Raw genomic sequence first — 16,674 nt, 5'->3', positions numbered from 1 at the left:
TTTATAATTAACTCACTTTCTTGAAGAGTCGCGTAAGGTCTTGATCTTGTGTGACTTTTTTTGATTGTGTAAACTGCAACCGTTTATTGCCGCCTGGAGCATATTGATGCAAGTCCGAAATCGCATCGCAGCACGTTTCTTTCATGCATTGGCCTTCGTGGCATTGAGCGTGTCTCTGGCCGCTCCCGCCGCGCATGGAGCCGAGAAAAAAAGAGCCGTCGCGGCAAAGAAACCTGCAGTTTCCGCAACCGAGAAGCGCCCGGTCGCAAAGTCTTCGGACAAGCAGGCGCGCAAGACGGCGGAAGTCTCGCGCGGCAAGTCCGCCCGCGTGGCGGTGACCCTCTCGAAGGGTAAGACCACCACCACGCGTCTGGCCGCGCGCAGCGCCAAGGCCCCGTTGCGCGCCGTTGCCTTTACCCCGCCACCGCAGTCGTTCGGAAAGATTGCCGGCTTGCATGAAGTGCAGGATCCGCTGTCGCTTCAATCGAGCGTGGCGCTGGTGATTGATCAGGACACGCAGGAAGTGCTGCTCAGCAAGAATGAAGGTGCAGTGCTGCCGATCGCTTCGCTGACCAAGCTCATGACCGGCCTGCTGGTGTCGGAGTCGCGTCTCGACATGAACGAGTCCATCACCATCACCCAGGACGATGTAGACACCGAGAAATTCAGCCGTTCGCGACTGTCCGTGGGCACCACGCTCACGCGTGGCGAACTCATGCATCTGGCGCTGATGTCCAGCGAAAACCGCGCGGCCCACGCGCTCGGGCGCACCTATCCCGGTGGCCTCGAGGCATTCGTGGCGCGCATGAATGCGAAGGCTCGCCAGATCGGCATGCGTTCGACCCACTATGTCGAACCCACCGGACTGTCGAGCGGCAACCAGTCGAGCGCACGTGATCTCGCCCAGTTGGTGAGCGTGGCGCACAACGACGCCCTGCTGCGCGAACTGACAACCTCGCCGGGCTACGAGGTGGAAGTCGGCAGCCGCACGCTCCAGTTCAACAACACCAATCGTCTGGTCAAGAGCCCGCTGTGGGACATCGGCCTGCAGAAGACCGGCTTCATCAACGAGGCGGGTCGTTGCCTTGTGATGCAGGCTCAGGTTTCGGGTCGCAAGCTGATCATGGTGTTCCTTGATTCCGCAGGCAAGTTCAGCCGTCTCGCGGACGCAGAGCGCGTGCGTACCTGGGTCGAGCAACGCTCGCATCCCGCTGGCCATATGCTTGCTCGCACAGAGCACGGCAATAGCTGACAAGCGCGCTTCTTCCAGGCTGCAAAGAGCAAAAACCGCGCACTGCGCGGTTTTTGCTTTTGACGGGTCCAAACGCTTGGTTAGTTGGCGACCGGCCCGTTGAACGCCGTGCGCTGTCCTTCGATGAAGCCCAGCGCCTGCGAGATTTCGCGCGCCGTGGTCTGCAGCTTGGGCAGCCAGTTCTCGTCCAGGCGATCTGCCGGTGCAGAGATTGACAGGCCCGCGACGAGCTGGCCCTGGTCGTCGAACACGCCCGCAGCCATGCAACGCACGCCGAGTTCCAGCTCTTCGTTGTCACGCGCGATGCCGTATTGGCGGGCCTTGCCGAGTTCGCGCTCGAGAATCGGCAATTGCGTGATGCTGTTGCGCGTATGTCCAGGCAGCCCCGTGCGGGTCGAGTAGGCGCGCACGCGTTGCGGGTCGTCGGCCGCCAGAAAGAGCTTGCCGGTCGAGGTCAGATGCAGCGGCGCATGGCCGCCGATGGCGCGCACCACCTGCATGCCCGAGCGCTCGCTGTACGCACGCTCCACGTAGACGATTTCGTCGCCCTGGCGCACGCTCAGATTCACCGGTTGCTGGATCAGCTTGTGCAGCGACCGCATGGGCGCCATCGCCGCATCGCGCACCGACAGGCGCGCCTTGACCAGATTGCCGAGTTCGAGCAGTCGCATGCCGAGTCGATAGCTGCCCGATTCTGGCCGGTCGACAAAGCGACCTATCGTCAGGTCATTGAGGATGCGGTGTGTGGTGGACGGGTGCAGGCCCGTCTTTTCGCTGATTTCCTTGAGCGAAATGGCCTCTTCGCGTGAGGCCAGCACGTCGATCAGCATGAACATGCGTTCCAGGACCTGGACGCTGGTTTGGCAGGGGTGTCTGAGTAGTTTTTTTTCATGGCAAACCATAGGTCTCGCGATGTGCGGCATTTTATCTTGTGAAATTGCTTTGCAGCGATATGGTTTGCGGAAAGACTTCAATGCTATCTTTATGGTAGCGGTATTTTGCAGTCGTGCGGGGCTAGTCAAAGCTCTGCATGCTTCGACAGTGAACCGTGCCTGTTGATTCAGATCGTTGCTACCTGTGCACCGGTCGCACGGAATTCTGGATCGTCGTCCCGCGCATGTGCTCCGCAGCTTTGCCTGCGCACCAGCGCGGCATTCACGATCAGGCGACAGGCCTCAAGCCGGTTGCGCAGAGCAGGGTGGTCTAGTTCCCGCGTCGCCAGCCATTCACCGATCTGGCGAGCCGCCTGGCTCAAGCCCTGTTGATCGCGCCGAATGCCTACGCATTCGTCCATCTGTTGTGCGAGCAGGCCAGCAACGCGCGAGTGCCGCTCGAGTTCCGGCCCCATGCGCCTGTTCCGGGCGGGTATGCATCCAGGGCGGCGGGCCGAGGCGGGTTTTTCGCGGGATCGGACACGGCGATGCGGTGGGCCGCTCCACGTCCCATGACCACGCATTCGAGCAGCGAATTGCTCGCAAGCCGGTTGGCACCATGCAGGCCGGTGCACGCCACTTCGCCCACGGCATGAAGGTTGTGCAGATCGGTGCGCCCGTGAACATCCACACGCACGCCGCCGCAGGCGTAGTGCGCGCTGGGTGCGACGGGAATCGCTTGCGTCGCGATATCGATGCCATGCGCGGCGCACAGTTGCATCACGCCCGGGAAATGTTCCGCAAGCCAGGTACGTGGCCGATGCGAAATGTCGAGATGCACATAGGCGAGACGATGCTGGTGCATTTCTGCATGAATGGCGCGCGAGACGATGTCGCGCGGTGCCAGTTCGGCCCGCGCGTCGTGGCGCGGCATGAAACGCTCGCCGCCGGGCAGGCGCAACACGGCACCCTCACCGCGCAGGGCCTCGGTGATGAGCCCGGCGGCACGCCCATCCACCTGCAGAGCCGTGGGGTGAAACTGCACGAACTCCATATCCTGCACCCGGCATCCGGCACGTGCCGCCATCGCGACACCATCGCCCGTGGAGGTCCACGGGTTGGTACTGCGCGCGAACAATTGTCCGAGGCCGCCGGTCGCGAGCACGGTGTGGTCCGCGAACCACCGCCGCAGTTGCCCATCGGCTTGCTGCACAAGCGCGCCCGTGCAGATGTGCTCCGACTCCGTGCGCCAATGCAGCAGTTCCAGCGCCGTATGCGATTCGTGCATGCGGATGTTGCCGCGCGCGCGGCAGGCACGTGTGAGCGCGGCGTGCACCGCGCGCCCGGTCTGGTCCTTCACGTGAACGATGCGGCGATGGCTGTGTCCGCCTTCGCGCGTCAGATGCAGATCGCTGCCTTCGGTCGTGCGGTCAAACTCCACGCCTTGTGCAGCCAGCCACGCAATGGCCGCAGGCGCCTGCGCGAGGATGTCGCGAACCGCGTTGGCGTCGTTGATGTGCGCGCCCGCAATCAGCGTGTCCCTGACATGCGCTTCCACGCTGTCTTCGCGGTCGAGCGCCGCCGCGATGCCGCCCTGCGCCCAGGCGCTCGCGCACTCGTCAAGCCGGCCTTTGCTGAGCATGTCGATCCGCAGATGCCGGGAAGCGAAAGCGCCGTGGTCATTGCCGCGAGGCCCGCGCCGAGAATCAGCACGTCGGTGGAGGGCAGGGCGCTCATGTGGGCGCGAGTCTCAGGCCGGACCATAGTGCTTGAACAGTGCGGCGTCCTGCGCGAACTCGCCGCTGGCGCGCACGCGCTGCTTTGCGTCGGCCGCGAACCGCAGCATGCGTTCAATCGGCGTGCGCGCCGCAAGAGCGAGCGCGGCGTCCAGTTCGATGGCACCGACTTCGGAGGTCAGCACGCGTTCGATTCCGCCAAGGCTGTTCATCGCCATCCACGGGCACATTGCGCAGCTTTTGCAGGTGGCACCCTGACCCGCGGTGGGCGCCGGCATGAATCGCTTGCGTGGATAGCGCTTGCGCATGTCGTGCAGGATGCCCTGATCGGTGGCAACGATGAAGGTCTCGTTCTCGAGCCGACCTGCCGCCGCGATCAGTTGCGTGGTCGAACCGACGACGTGCGCAAGCGCCGCCACCGGCGCAGGCGATTCGGGATGCACGAGAATCGCCGCCTCGGGATGCTCGTGCGCAAGCAACGCCAGCTCGTCCGCCTTGAACTCGTCATGGACCACGCATGAGCCCTGCCAAAGCAGCATGTCGGCGCCGGTTTGCTGCTGGATGTAGGCGCCCAGGTGGCGATCGGGTGCCCACAGGATTTTCTCGCCGCGCGCGTGCAGATGCGCAACGATCTCCTTGCCGACCGACGATGTCACGACCCAGTCCGCACGCGCCTTCACCGCCGCACTGGTGTTGGCGTAGACGACCACGGTGCGTTCGGGGTGCTGGTCGCAGAACTGGCTGAACGTGTCTGCCGGACAGCCCAGATCAAGCGAGCAGGTGGCCTCGTCGTCCGGCATGAGGATAGTTTTTTCCGGGCTCAGAATCTTCGCGGTCTCGCCCATGAAACGCACGCCCGCGACGACGAGGGTGGAGGCGGGATGCTCCGCGCCAAAGCGCGCCATTTCGAGCGAATCGCCGACGCAGCCACCAGTCTCGCGTGCGAGTTCCTGAAGTTCGCCATCCACATAGTAGTGAGCGACGATCACGGCATCGCGCTTTTGCAGCAGCGCGCGAATGCGCTGCAAGCTGGTGTCACGTTCGTGTCGATCAGGTTCGGCGGGCACGCGTGCCCAGACTTCTTTCACGCGAGAAGCGCCACCGTCTGGATGGTCGTACTGCACGGCTCGGTATTGCTGCATGGCCTTGTCTCCTTGCTCCTTGATCATTGGAGATGTCGAATTATGCTCAAAATGAGCAATATGATCAAAAATATTTTCAATCTCTTTTCGTCGACTGTTTGGAACTGGCTTGGACACTGAAAGCGGCGTGCGCCATCGTGTGTAAAAGTGCGTTTTGGTGTGTTGGCGCGTTCTCAGGACGTCCGCCGCAGGGACTTCAAACGATTCACTCCACCTGCCATGACGGAATGCGCCATTTCCGCCAGATCGCCATCGCGCGCAGGCCCGCCGTGGCCGCCACGCAGGCCAGCATGGCGGTGGTCTCGGACGCGCCGAGCCATTGCCTGAGCACCAGGTCCACGCAGCCACCGACCATGGCGCAGACGGCATAGGGCTGGTGATCCTTGAAGGCCTGCGGAATCTCGCCGCAGAGCACGTCACGCAGCACGCCGCCAAAGACGCCGGTGACCACGCCCATCAGCACGCTGATCAGCGGCGACATGCCGACCTCGGTGGCCATGTCCACGCCCACGGCGGTGAAGAGGCCCAGCCCGAGCATGTCCGGCCATAGCATGGCGCGTTCGGTGATGTGAAAGTGCTTCTGGCGCAGGAACACGATGGCCAGGACGCAGAGGATCATCACGGCCCAGACCAGGTGGTCGCTGCTCGCCCAGAAGAATGGCCGATTGTCGAGCAGCAGATCGCGCAGCGTGCCGCCGCCGAACGCCGCCATGAAGGCCACCACGCTGACGCCCACGACATCGAGTTGTTTGTGCGCAGCCTTGAGCACGCCGGAGAGCGCGAACGCAATGGTGGCCGAAACTTCGAGAACCTGGCGCGCCGTGTCCAGTATTTGAGGCGTGTTGAGAGGCATGGGCTGAATTGTGGCCGCAATCTGCCCGCGTTTTCCAGCGGTTCGATGCGTCAGGCCCGGGCGGATGGCGAAGCGTCAGTGGCTTGAGTCCACGATGCGCATGAGTTTGGAGCGGTCACGCACGACCAGACCGCCCGGTTCGATGCGGATGGCATCTTCGCGTTCCATGGCCTTGAGCTCCTGGTTCACGCGCTGGCGGGAAGCGCCCAGCAGCTGCGCCAACTCTTCCTGCGCTAGTTGCAGACCAATGCGAATCTCGTCGCCCTCTGCCAGACTGGGAACGCCGTAGCTGCGGGCCAGGTGGATCAACTGCTTGGCAAGGCGCGAGCGCAGCGGCAGAGTGTTCAGGTCTTCGACAAGGCCAAAGAGCTGGCGGATGCGGCGCGATTGCAGTTGCAGCAAGGCGTCGTAGAGTTCGGCGTGCTGCGAGAGGATTTTCTTGAAGTCGGCTCTTGCCACGCACAGAATGGTCGAATCGCCGTGGGCATAGGCATCGTGCGTGCGGCGATCCCCGTCGAACATGGCGACGTCGCCAAACCAGATGCCGGGCTCTACATAGGTCAGCGTGATCTGCTTGCCCGAGATCGAGGTCGAACTCACGCGCACCGCACCGCGCGCGCAGGCGATCCATTCGTCCGGCGGGTCACCGCGTGCACTGATCAGGCCGCCGTCGCGAAACCGCTTCACATAGGCGCATCGAAGAATGTCGTGTCGCAACGAAGGCGAGAGTGAGGAAAACCAGCGACCACTGTTGATCGCTGCACGTTCTTCGATGTTGAGAATCGGCTCGTCCATAGGCTGATTGGGAGTGACGGACAGGCCGCGGGCCATCAACGGTGTGATGCGCGTCGCGGCGGTGTGGCAACCATCTTACTGATAACGCGCAGGACGTTTTTCAAAGAATGCGGTAATCCCTTCACCGGCATTGGTATGCGAGAGATTTTTGACGAAATGGTCGCGTTCCTGATCGAGATGGGCGTGAAGGCTGTTCGAACGCGCATCGCCAACCAGCTCCTTGATGCTGGCAAGCGCGTTGGGCGCGCGCTGGTCGAGCAGGGCGGCGAATGCGAGCGCGTCGTCGAGCGCCTGACCCGGCTGCGTGACGCGGTTGATCACGCCAAGCGTGTGCAGGCGCTGCACGTCCACCTTGTCAGCGCCCATGAGTATCTCCATCGCCAACTGGCGCGGCAACGCGTTGGCAAGGCTCCAGGTGCCGCCGCCGTCGGGAGACAGGCCCACGCGCGAATAGGCCATGATGAACGTGGCCTCGCGCGAGGCGACGATGAAGTCGCACGCCAGAGCCAGCGAAAAACCCGCGCCCGCCGCGGCGCCCTCGACGGCGGCAATCACCGGTTTGGGAAAGTTGCGGATGGTGTCGATCCAGCCATGCAGCGCGTTCACGCCGCGTGCCTGTTCCTCGGCGCTTTCCTGACGCCGCGCCTGTAGCCGGTTGAGGTTGCCTCCGGCGCTGAACATGCCGTTCGCGCCGGTGATGATGACGCTGCGTATGTCGCGATTGCGCTCCGCGCCGTTCAGCGCCTCGACACCGGCGGCATAGATGTCGGGGCCCAGCGCGTTGCGGGTTTGCGGATCGTTGATGGTGAGCACCATCGTGTGGTCATGGCTGACACTCTGGAGTTCGGCGGGCATGGCGGGCTTGTCTCTTGTTATGGGAGAAGGTGGGAAAGAAAAAAACGAGCGACGAGATCATTCCTCTTCGTGCATCAGGCTCAGACCGATGGCACCACGACGGCGCAGCCACGGGCTTGGCCGGTAGCGCGTGTCGCCGTAGACGGTCTGCATGTTGAACAGCACTTCGAGCACATTGGTTGGTCCCCAGCGGTTGCCCATGGCGAGCGGCCCATCGGATAGCCGAGGCCGAGGGTGACGGCGGTCTCCAGATCCTGCGGCGAGCAAACGCCTTGCTGGCAGATGTCGCTGGCGATGTTGACGATCGAGGCCACCACGCGCTGCGTGACGAAGCCGCCGCTGTCGCGGATCACCGAGACCTTCTTGCCATCGCTTGCAAACAGCGCATGGGCGGCGTCGCGGTAGTCGGTGCGCGTGGCGGGATTGGTGGCGAGCACGCGGCGTTTGGTCGCAGCATCTTCCACCAGCATGTCGATGCCGACCGTGCGTGCCGGATCAAGCCGCTCGACCACGGCCACCGTGGTGACGTCGAAGCCGAGCGGAGCAACCAGCGTGAGCGCCTCGGCGGATGGCGACTGTCCGGTCTCGACCTTGGCGCCGAGATCCTTGAGCAGTTGATAAAGCTCTGCACGGCGCGCGGCGCGGGTCGATACCCAGACCGGCGGCATTCTCTCGACCACGGGCACGGGTGGCTCTTCGGGGATCTGCTGCACGCCGTTGTCGTACTGGTAGAAGCCTTCGCTGGTCTTGCGGCCATAGACGCCCCCGGCCACGCGCTGCGCGGCGATGACGCTCGGCCGGTAGCGTGGCTCCTGGTAGTACTGGTTGTAGATCGACTCCATCACGGGATGCGACACGTCGAGTCCGGTCAGATCCATGAGCTCGAACGGGCCGAGCTTGAAACCGACCTGATCGCGCAGGATGCGGTCGATGGTCACGATGTCCGTCACGCCTTCGTTCAGGATGCGCAGCGCTTCGGTGTTGTAGCCACGGCCCGCGTGGTTGACGATGAAGCCCGGTGTGTCCTGTGCCGTCACGGGCGTGTGGCCCATCTCGCGTGCATATTGCGTGAGGCGTTCGCAGGTGGGCGCGTCGGTCTTCAGGCCCGCGATGACTTCCACCACCTTCATGAGCGGCACGGGATTGAAGAAGTGGTAGCCCGCGAAACGGTGCGCGGTTTTCAGGCCTGCGGCAATCGCCGTAACGGACAGCGACGAGGTATTGGTGGCGAGAACGGCGTTGCTGGTGACGATGTTCTCAAGCTCTGCAAACAATTCGCGCTTGACGTCCAGACGTTCGAGAATCGCTTCGATGATCAGGTCGCATTCGCTGAGGTCGTTCAGCGCGGTGACGGGCGTCAGCAGCGCGGACCAGCGCTCGACGTTGGCCGGGTCGATCTTGCCCTTTTCGGCGAGCTTCTGCCATTGCTGCTCGATCTGCATCTTGGCGGATGCCGCAGCTTCCGGGTTGGTGTCGAATAGACAGACCTTGCTGCCCGCCTGCGCGGCGATCTGTGCAATGCCACGGCCCATGGCACCCGTGCCAACCAGGCCGACCTGAGAAAAAGTAATGGTGGTGCTGCTCATGCCACGATTATGGCGGCATGAGTGCTCGCACGTGTGGCTTGCCAGACGTGAGATTTTTTCCCGACGTCATTCCTTCATGGCGTGCATCATCGCGGCGGCAGCGGCTTCGGGGTCGGCCGCATTCACGATGGCGCGCACCACGGCAATCGATCCCACGCCGGTGGCGAGGATCTGCGGAAACTGCTCGATGCCGATGCCGCCAATCGCCACCTGCGGATAGTCGCGCATCAGCGCGGCATAGCGCTCAAGCCGTGCCACGCCCTGCGGCACGGTCGCCATCTGCTTGAGCGTGGTGGGGAAGACCGCGCCCATCGCGATGTAGCTCGGCGCGACCGCATCGGAGCGCAGCATCTCGGCATACCCATGGGTGCTGACGCCAAGGCGCACGCCCGAGTCGCGCAGGACGCCGATTTCATCGGGTGTGAGCGCGTCGAGGTCTTCCTGTCCCAGATGCACGCCGTAGCTGCCTGCGGCAATCGCAACGCGCCAGTGGTCGTTCACGTAGAGGCTCGCGCCCGTATGTTCGACGGCCTTGACGGCGGCCTTCACCTCGGCTTCTATGGCCTGCGGATCGCTCGACTTGAAGCGCAGTTGCACGGTGGGCACCCCGGCGCGGGCCATGCGGCCCACCCAGGTGGCGTCGGGCAGCACGGCGTAGAGACCCAGATGTCTCGGACACGCCGCAAATGGCCTCGCGTGTGGCACGGGTTGCAAGCCGAAGTCTGCGGGCTCCTGCGGCCAGTGGTTCGCGTCAAAGGTGCCGATGCGCAGCGTTTGCGCCTGCCATGCCCGCGCGACGCATTCCGCATCCTGCGCGATGAAGCCGAGCTGGCTGCACGCGGCGAGGGCGGCTCGGTAGACCGGGTCATCCTCTGTCGGCGTGGGTCCGGGTTGAGCGGGAAAGTCGGCGAAATCACGCGAGTGCGCGTCGACAATCGCCTGCTGCATGGCTTGAATGGAGTTCATTGGCCGATCATCCATTGTTGTGGTGCCAGAACGGCGTGCCAAGCACGGGCGTGCTGGGCTGGGCGGAGGCCTGGGCGTCATCGCGCCCGCAATGCGCGCGGCTCGGCCCGCGAAGACCGCGTCGGCAAACGCGCCCGCCATGGCGACCGGGTCGGTGGCCAACGCCACGGCGGTGTTCAGCAGCACGCCATCGAATCCCCATTCCATCACCTGGCAGGCATGCGATGGCAGGCCGAGGCCCGCGTCCACCAGCATCGGCACGGACAGGCGCTCGCGCAGCATTTGCAGCGCATACGGGTTGATGGGGCCACGACCGGTGCCGATGGGCGCGGCCCAGGGCATGACGGCCTGACAGCCCACATCGACGAGACGCTGGCACAGCACCAGATCTTCGGTGCAGTAGGGCAGCACCCAGAAACCCTCGCGAATCAGATGCTCGGCGGTCGAGACGAGGTTCAGTGTGTCCGGCTGCAGCGTGTAATCGTCGCCGATCAGTTCGAGCTTGATCCACGGCGTGGCGAACACCTCGCGCGCCATCTGCGCCGTGGTGATGGCCTCCTGCGCGCTATGGCAACCGGCCGTGTTGGGTAGCACCGGCACGCGCAGGCTGCGCAAAAGCTCCCAGAAGCTGTTGCCGGTCTCGGCGGCGTTGCTGCCCTGGCGGCGCAGTGACGCGGTCACCATGCCGGGTTTGGCACGCGCGACCGCCGCCTGTAGCACGGCGGGCGAGGGATAGCGCGCCGTGCCCAGCATCAGCCGACTCTGCAGAGTCTGGCCGTAGAGCACGAAGGGATCATTGGCGGTGTTGTTGTCGGGGTTGTGGGTGGACATGCTGTGTTCAACCTTCCTTGTGTGTGCCGTGCCTGGGGTCTGCTTAACCGCCCGTGACCGGCGAGATCAGTTCAACCGAATCGCCCTGCGCAAGCGCGTGCGTGGCGTAGCTCGCCTTGGGCACGAACTGCATGTTGACCGCCACGGCGAACGGCGGCTTGGCCTGCAACTGGGCAACGAGGTCGGCGACGCTGGCGTTGTCTGGCAAATCGACGGAGTTCTGGTTGACGGTCACGTTCATGGTGTGGGGCCTTGGTGCCGCGCGCTTTAGTCGAGCCGCACGGAAAGATCAAAACGGGGCGCGAGTTCGGATTGTCCGGTCTCCAGTACCTGCATGACCACATCCAGCATCGCTGGCGAAATCATGAAGCCGTGGCGGTACAGGCCGTTCACTTCGAGCACATTCTTGCTTACGCGGCGCACCGCAGGAAGATTGTCGGGCAGCGTGGGGCGGCATTGCGTGCCGATCTCGAGGATGCGCGCCTCGGCAAAGCCGGAGTGCACCGCGTAAGCGGCGGACAGCAACTCGAGCGCGGAGCGCACGCTGGCGGGCGACATGTCGTCGGATTCGATCTCCGTCGCACCGATCACGAAGACGTGGTTTTCCTTGGGTGCGATGTAGATCGGATAGCGCGGATGCACCAGCCGGGTTGGACGCGCGAGCGTGACTTCGGGCGCATGTAGGCGCACGACTTCACCGCGCACGCCGCGCAGCGCATTCCATCGCGGCTTGGCACCCAGACCGCGGCAATCAAGCAGCCAGTCGGGCTGGCCGGCGCTGCCGGGGTGAAAATCCTCGACCGATCTCGGTGTATTCCAGTGCACCTTCACGCCCAGTTCGGTCATCGCGAATTCGAGCGCCGCAAGCAGTTGGCGGTTGTCGAGCTGACCCTCGCCGGGCAGGTACATGCCGTTGGCAAAACGCGTGGCGACCGAAGGCTCGAGCGCATCGACCTGTGTGCCGTTCAACATTTGAAGTGGCGGCAGATCGGCGATCTGCGACTGCGTCTGGCTGAGCTTGTGCTGAAAACGCTGGGCCTCGCCGGCGTCGAGCCGGTGCCAGAGAATCAGCGTGCCGTTCTGCTGAAAAAACACCGGTTGCGAGAGCTGGCCGATCAACTCCCTCCAGCGCGGCAGCGAATATTGCCCCATGCGCACCACGCCGGGCTCGGTCACGGCCGATTCGGCCAGCGGCGCGAGCATGGCCGCCGCGACGTGCGCGGCAGAGCCTCTTGCGTCGGCTCCCTGCGCCTCGAAAACCTCGACGCGATGGCCTTTTCGTGCGAGTTCGACGGCCAGCAGGCGGCCCATCAGACCCGCGCCCAGAATCGTGATCGTGGAGTTTTTTTGCAGAGAAAGCATTCCGTCCATTCCAGCTTTGTAGGCAACAAAAGGACAAAACACGCCGGTGCCGCATTGCAGAAACTCCCCACGCCAGCATTGTCTGGATCGGGTAGCGGGCGCAGGCCCAGGGTATGTTCTCAGCCGCATGCTTGCACATGGGCACCCCTGTTTCGTCCGAAGAGAGATTACAACACAATGACGATGCTGAAAACCTTGAGCTGTTTCATGTCCCTCGCGTGGGAATTGCTGGCGATTTGGCGCGTGGACGCAGGGGCATGGGAATGCAGGATAATTTTTGCCATGAGCAATGATCAACAGACGACGCAGCCGCGTCGGCACTACGCCCGCGTGCTGTCCATCGCAGGTTCCGACAGCGGTGGCGGCGCGGGCATCCAGGCCGATCTCAAGACGTTCAGCGCCCTCGGTTGTTACGGGATGACGGCGATTACCGCAATCACCGCGCAGAACACGCTGGGCGTGCGCGGCATTCACGGCATTCCGCCGGAGATGCTCAAGGCACAGATCGACGCCGTGGTGGAAGACATCGGCGTGGACGCGGTCAAGATCGGCATGCTGCATTCGCCCGAGGTGGTGCAGGTGGTGGCCGATGCAATCCGGCGCTTTCAATTGCCGCATGTGGTGCTCGATCCGGTGATGGTCGCCACCAGCGGCGACCGCCTGATCGCGCAGGAAACCGAAGCCGCGCTGGTCGGCGAGCTGTTTCCGCTGGCCGAACTCGTGACGCCGAATCTCGATGAGGCGAGCTGGTTGCTTGGGCGCAAGATTGCAAGCGAGGACGATTTGCAGGACGCGTCGAATGCCTTGCTCGATCTCGGCGCGCGCTCCGCGTTGCTCAAAGGCGGTCATCTTCCGGGCGACTGGGTAGTGGACATGCTGGCGCTTTCGCGCGGCGATCATTACCGACTGGGCTCCAAGCGCATCGCCACGCATAACGGGCATGGCACGGGCTGCACGCTGTCGTCGGCCATCGCCTCGCGACTCGCGCTCGGGGACACGCTGCTCAAGGCCGTGGAGAATGCGCGTGCCTATATTCTGGGCGCGATCCAGGCCGGAGCCGACGTGCATACCGGCCACGGCCATGGGCCACTCAACCATGGTTACGCGCCCGTCGCGCAGGTGGTGATCGGCTGATCTTTCGATAGCCGCCAGGACGGCTTATCAACCGCATGCCGGATTTTCAAATCCGGCAACCTGCGTTCATTGACGCGGCGAAGCCAGCAGTTTCGTCAGCACAAAACAGATCGCCAGGGTCGGAATGGCCGAACCCAATGCCGGTGCAAGCAGCGGCAGCAGGTGGTAGCAGGCGATGCCCGCCAGCCAGATCGCCACGGGCAGCCAATGCACCTGACCGGCTTGGGCCAGCCATTGCTGCGTGCGTCCACCGGCTCCCGAGAGTCGGCCGAGGATCACGCCAAACAGCGGCACGAACACGGAACTGAGCAGCAGCAAAAAAGGTTCGAGGCTATGCATCGGCAACACCAGCGCGAGCAAGGTGCAGACCACGCCGATCAGCATGCCCCAGCGGCGCACGCTCCAGCGTGGCAGCAGGCTGTGGGTGGAAACCGCGCCCGAGTAAACGTCGCCGTAGGCGTTGTCGACCTCGTCGATCAGGATCAGCGAGAGCGCGATCAGGCCACCCTGCGCGAGAAGAAGCGCGGTCACGAGGTCGGCGCTCGGCAGCACCAGAGCCACCAGCACGCCGAGCGAATAGCACCAGATGTTTGCCATCGCATATCCGATCCAGGTGCCGCGCAGCGCGCCCCTGCCGCTCGTCCCATGGCGCGCATAGTCGGCCACGAGCGGCAGCCATGAGATCGGCATGGCGATCACCAGATCGAGTGCGGGCATGACGCCCATGCTGCCGTCGCCGGGCCGATCCCAGATCACGTGAAAGCCAAGATCAAGCGCCACGGCCAGAAACCGCCAGGTCAGCCACAGCAGCGACAGCACGACCAGGGGCAGGGCCACGCGGGCAATCAGCTTGCGCACCAGTTGCACCATTGAGCCACTGATCAGCGCGACCACCGCGCCGCCCCAGATCAGCGTTGCCACCACAGGCCACCACGCTTGCGAGGCAACGCCGGACTGCCGCGCGATGGCGACGCTGGCATCGCGCATTACCACCAGTTCGAACGTGCCCCAGCCGATGAGTTGCACGATGTTCAGCATGATCGGCAGGCTTGCGAACCTGCGGCCGTAGACGGTGTGCATGAGGCCGGCACTCGCGAGGCCGCTGTCACAGGAAATCTGCGCCACCCAGCCCAGCAGCCCGGCGCCGACGAGCGATCCCAGCACGATGGCAAGCAGCGCCTGCGGCATGCTCAGGGCAGGTATGAGAAACGCACCCACCTGCATGACCAGCAGCCCGACACCAAGGTTGAACCACAGCGCCGCATGGTCGTGCCAGCGGAACACGCGCCGATCGGCGGGCAGGGGCGCAAGGGCTTCGTTGGCCAATGGGGAGGGGGTGGAAGGCATGCACGCTCCGGTCGAGTCAAGTGATACGCGTGGGGCTGGGCGAGGGTGAATTCCCCGTGACGACCATGCGAATGATGGCCGTGCGGCGCGGTGTCATTCGTCGGCGTCGACGCGCTGGAAATTGCCGCATTGATCACGCCCCAGCAAGACCGCGCGAGTATAGCGATTCGCCCGTAAGTCGAAGGGTTTTTTGGCGGGAGTTGTCAATCTCCTACAGTCTCAAAAAGATCCAAAATTCGTAAAAATCTATTGGCGTTTTGATTTTTATCAAGATAACATTTATTAACTGAATTGATCGATTTGATGCGATCAATTCAAATTTATGAAATCTTTGCATGATGGGAGCGCAACGTGGGATTTTTCGACTGGATCAAGAACGGCAGCAAGCAAACTGAACCTTCCCCGCCAGAAGCGCGGCCCACCGACCCGCAATTCAGCCTTCGGCAGCGCCCGTGACAGGCGCGGTTCAGTCAATCGCCCCAGCGGCGGCGCCCATCGCGGGTGCGATCAAGGAATCGGACCAGACGGCAGGTGGCCTCGATTTCACCACCGCCATTCAGGCACATCGCAACTGGAAGAGCCGCCTGTCCAGGTATCTGGCCGATGAGTCCGATGAAAAGCTCGACTACCGCACGATCTGTCGTGATGACCAGTGCCTGCTCGGCAAGTGGATCAATGGACGCGGCGCTGCGGAGTTCGGCCATCTGCCGTCGTTTGGCGAACTCAAGGTGTCGCACGGCCAGTTCCATCTGGCTGCGGGGCGCATCGTGCAGATGCATGACGAAAAGCACACACAGGAGGCCAATGACCAACTGCGCCATGGCGACTACTCGCGCTATTCGATCAAGGTGATGGGGCTGCTCAGCTCGCTGTACGTGGAAGTGGTCGATCTGCAACCGAAAGCCGCATAAGGGTCCCCGGGGCCGAGCGCGCTCACGCGCCCGGCTGGCCCAGCGCCACGCGTCTGCGCACATCGCGTCGAGCGGACGCTTGGCCTGCCAGCCGAGTACGTCGCGTGCCAGATCGGCCTGGGCGAACACGCTCGGAACCTCGCCGGGCCGCACGGGTGCTATTTCGCAGGGAATGCGCCTGCCGCTGGCTTCTTCAAACGCGTTGACCAGTTGCTGAACGGAATGGCCGTTGCCCGTGCCCAGATTCACATTGAGGCAGTTCTGCCCGGGGTTCTGCATGAGCCATTCGACGGCGCGCACATGGCCTTCCGCGAGGTCCATGATGTGGATGAAGTCGCGCACGCAGGTGCCGTCGGGCGTCGGATGCTGGTCGCCAAAAATCTGCAGTCGCGGACGCTTGCCCAGAGCCACCTCGCAGACGATGGGCATGAGGTTGGTCGGAACGTTCAGCGGTGATTCGCCGATCAGCCCGCTCTCGTGCGCGCCGACGGGGTTGAAGTAACGCAGGCACACCGCGCGCCAGCGCGGATCGGCGCGAACCTGATCCGCAATGATCGATTCGCCGATGGCCTTGGTGCGCGCGTAAGGATTGGAGCCGAGCAGCGGCGCGTTCTCGTCGATGGGCACGGTCTCCGGCATGCCATAGACCGCAGCGGATGAGGAAAACACCAGATTGCGCACGCCCGCGGCCTGCATGGCTTCGAGCAGCACGGCGGTGCCGCCCACGTTGTGGTCGTAGTATTTGACGGGATCGCTGAGCGACTCGGTCAGCACCTTGAGCGCCGCAAAGTGCACCACCACGTCGAAGTCGCCCTCGCGCAGGATGCGGTGCATGGACTCGCGATCACGGATGTCCGCCTCGATCAACGTCAGGTTCTGCTGCGTCAGGCGCTTGACCTGCTCCAGGGCCTCGGCCGTGCCGTTGCTGAGGTTGTCGACCACCGTGACCTCGCAGCCCTGATCAAGCAGCGCGGTGCAGGTATGCGTGCCGATATAACCGGCGCCGCCGGTGACTAGTACCCGATGCTTCAT

General features: G+C 63.6%; 14 protein-coding genes and 3 pseudogenes. 3 read left to right on the top strand and 14 right to left on the bottom strand.

The genetic code is table 11. The features are described from left to right. The first annotated feature begins 106 nt into the window (after window positions 1-106). Window positions 107-1,252 carry a D-alanyl-D-alanine carboxypeptidase family protein gene (locus tag H9K75_RS02615; RefSeq protein WP_187724656.1) on the top strand — a complete coding sequence of 382 codons (1,146 nt, stop codon included), beginning with the start codon at window positions 107-109 and terminating at the stop codon, window positions 1,250-1,252. Between the two features lie 80 nt (window positions 1,253-1,332). On the opposite strand, the gene H9K75_RS02610 is transcribed toward H9K75_RS02615, so the two are convergent. The 12 genes and pseudogenes from H9K75_RS02610 to thiO form a co-directional block, all read right to left on the bottom strand. Then, complete coding sequence (locus H9K75_RS02610) at window positions 1,333-2,088, bottom strand: IclR family transcriptional regulator (RefSeq protein ID WP_264293954.1); 756 nt, start codon at window positions 2,086-2,088, stop codon at window positions 1,333-1,335. A 224-nt stretch (window positions 2,089-2,312) separates the two neighbouring features. Further along, window positions 2,313-2,546, bottom strand: a complete 234-nt coding sequence (locus H9K75_RS23375) for a hypothetical protein (RefSeq protein ID WP_226858475.1) — start codon at window positions 2,544-2,546, stop codon at window positions 2,313-2,315. Next, complete coding sequence (gene nadB / locus H9K75_RS02605; protein ID WP_264293952.1) at window positions 2,531-3,766, bottom strand: L-aspartate oxidase; 1,236 nt, start codon at window positions 3,764-3,766, stop codon at window positions 2,531-2,533. Before nadB ends, H9K75_RS23375 begins: the two co-directional genes overlap by 16 nt. 108 nt (window positions 3,767-3,874) lie before the next feature. Further along, window positions 3,875-5,002 (bottom strand): quinolinate synthase NadA, encoded by a 1,128-nt coding sequence (gene nadA, locus H9K75_RS02600; RefSeq protein ID WP_187724654.1) that lies wholly within the window; start codon window positions 5,000-5,002, stop codon window positions 3,875-3,877. Between the two features lie 205 nt (window positions 5,003-5,207). Then, window positions 5,208-5,855, bottom strand: a complete 648-nt coding sequence (locus H9K75_RS02595; RefSeq protein ID WP_187724653.1) for a trimeric intracellular cation channel family protein — start codon at window positions 5,853-5,855, stop codon at window positions 5,208-5,210. A gap of 75 nt (window positions 5,856-5,930) precedes the next feature. Beyond that, complete coding sequence (locus tag H9K75_RS02590) at window positions 5,931-6,650, bottom strand: Crp/Fnr family transcriptional regulator (protein WP_187724652.1); 720 nt, start codon at window positions 6,648-6,650, stop codon at window positions 5,931-5,933. A 75-nt stretch (window positions 6,651-6,725) separates the two neighbouring features. Continuing rightward, window positions 6,726-7,505 carry an oxepin-CoA hydrolase, alternative type gene (locus tag H9K75_RS02585; RefSeq protein WP_187724651.1) on the bottom strand — a complete coding sequence of 260 codons (780 nt, stop codon included), beginning with the start codon at window positions 7,503-7,505 and terminating at the stop codon, window positions 6,726-6,728. 57 nt (window positions 7,506-7,562) lie between these two features. Continuing rightward, window positions 7,563-9,091 (bottom strand): annotated as a pseudogene (locus H9K75_RS02580) (3-hydroxyacyl-CoA dehydrogenase). Between the two features lie 66 nt (window positions 9,092-9,157). Continuing rightward, entirely contained in the window at window positions 9,158-10,057 is a 900-nt protein-coding gene (locus tag H9K75_RS02575; RefSeq protein WP_187724650.1) for a thiamine phosphate synthase, read from the bottom strand. Window positions 10,058-10,064: 7 nt separating this feature from the next. Then, window positions 10,065-10,888 (bottom strand): annotated as a pseudogene (locus H9K75_RS02570) (thiazole synthase). A 43-nt stretch (window positions 10,889-10,931) separates the two neighbouring features. After that, window positions 10,932-11,129 carry a sulfur carrier protein ThiS gene (thiS, locus tag H9K75_RS02565; RefSeq protein WP_187724649.1) on the bottom strand — a complete coding sequence of 66 codons (198 nt, stop codon included), beginning with the start codon at window positions 11,127-11,129 and terminating at the stop codon, window positions 10,932-10,934. 26 nt (window positions 11,130-11,155) lie between these two features. After that, on the bottom strand, window positions 11,156-12,250 hold the full coding sequence (gene thiO / locus H9K75_RS02560; RefSeq protein ID WP_404826401.1) for a glycine oxidase ThiO: 1,095 nt from the start codon (window positions 12,248-12,250) through the stop codon (window positions 11,156-11,158). 282 nt (window positions 12,251-12,532) lie between these two features. On the opposite strand from thiO, the gene thiD reads away from it, so the two are divergent. Continuing rightward, window positions 12,533-13,384, top strand: a complete 852-nt coding sequence (gene thiD, locus H9K75_RS02555; RefSeq protein ID WP_187724647.1) for a bifunctional hydroxymethylpyrimidine kinase/phosphomethylpyrimidine kinase — start codon at window positions 12,533-12,535, stop codon at window positions 13,382-13,384. 66 nt (window positions 13,385-13,450) lie between these two features. On the opposite strand, the gene H9K75_RS02550 is transcribed toward thiD, so the two are convergent. Continuing rightward, a complete protein-coding gene (locus H9K75_RS02550) occupies window positions 13,451-14,731 on the bottom strand; it encodes a purine-cytosine permease family protein (protein WP_187724646.1) in 1,281 nt (426 codons plus the stop codon). A gap of 452 nt (window positions 14,732-15,183) precedes the next feature. Here H9K75_RS02550 and H9K75_RS25345 point away from each other — a divergent pair, with 452 nt between their 5' ends. Next, the gene (locus tag H9K75_RS25345) at window positions 15,184-15,642 is read left to right on the top strand and encodes a CZB domain-containing protein (protein WP_226858670.1); all 459 of its coding nucleotides are present in this window, start codon (window positions 15,184-15,186) and stop codon (window positions 15,640-15,642) included. An 84-nt stretch (window positions 15,643-15,726) separates the two neighbouring features. Here the strand turns inward: H9K75_RS25345 and galE are convergent. Beyond that, window positions 15,727-16,674: pseudogene (gene galE, locus H9K75_RS25340) on the bottom strand (UDP-glucose 4-epimerase GalE); the annotation flags it as partial.

The sequence above is a fragment of the Diaphorobacter aerolatus genome (genome assembly GCF_014489535.1).
Taxonomy (GTDB): Bacteria; Pseudomonadota; Gammaproteobacteria; order Burkholderiales; family Burkholderiaceae_C; genus Diaphorobacter_A; species Diaphorobacter_A aerolatus.
The sequence above is the reverse complement of the archived record's forward strand: the minus strand, read 5'-3'. Positions and strand labels throughout refer to the sequence as shown.

Excerpts from the sequence above, each read along its gene's own strand:
- H9K75_RS02615 (WP_187724656.1), top strand. The coding sequence starts at position 107 with ATGCAAGTCCGAAATCGCATCGCAGCACGTTTCTTTCATGCATTGGCC.
- H9K75_RS02610 (WP_264293954.1), bottom strand. The coding sequence starts at position 2,088 with ATGTTCATGCTGATCGACGTGCTGGCCTCACGCGAAGAGGCCATTTCG.
- H9K75_RS23375 (WP_226858475.1), bottom strand. The coding sequence starts at position 2,546 with ATGGACGAATGCGTAGGCATTCGGCGCGATCAACAGGGCTTGAGCCAG.
- nadB (WP_264293952.1), bottom strand. The coding sequence starts at position 3,766 with ATGCTCAGCAAAGGCCGGCTTGACGAGTGCGCGAGCGCCTGGGCGCAG.
- nadA (WP_187724654.1), bottom strand. The coding sequence starts at position 5,002 with ATGCAGCAATACCGAGCCGTGCAGTACGACCATCCAGACGGTGGCGCT.
- H9K75_RS02595 (WP_187724653.1), bottom strand. The coding sequence starts at position 5,855 with ATGCCTCTCAACACGCCTCAAATACTGGACACGGCGCGCCAGGTTCTC.
- H9K75_RS02590 (WP_187724652.1), bottom strand. The coding sequence starts at position 6,650 with ATGGACGAGCCGATTCTCAACATCGAAGAACGTGCAGCGATCAACAGT.
- H9K75_RS02585 (WP_187724651.1), bottom strand. The coding sequence starts at position 7,505 with ATGCCCGCCGAACTCCAGAGTGTCAGCCATGACCACACGATGGTGCTC.
- H9K75_RS02575 (WP_187724650.1), bottom strand. The coding sequence starts at position 10,057 with ATGAACTCCATTCAAGCCATGCAGCAGGCGATTGTCGACGCGCACTCG.
- thiS (WP_187724649.1), bottom strand. The coding sequence starts at position 11,129 with ATGAACGTGACCGTCAACCAGAACTCCGTCGATTTGCCAGACAACGCC.
- thiO (WP_404826401.1), bottom strand. The coding sequence starts at position 12,250 with ATGCTTTCTCTGCAAAAAAACTCCACGATCACGATTCTGGGCGCGGGT.
- thiD (WP_187724647.1), top strand. The coding sequence starts at position 12,533 with ATGAGCAATGATCAACAGACGACGCAGCCGCGTCGGCACTACGCCCGC.
- H9K75_RS02550 (WP_187724646.1), bottom strand. The coding sequence starts at position 14,731 with ATGCCTTCCACCCCCTCCCCATTGGCCAACGAAGCCCTTGCGCCCCTG.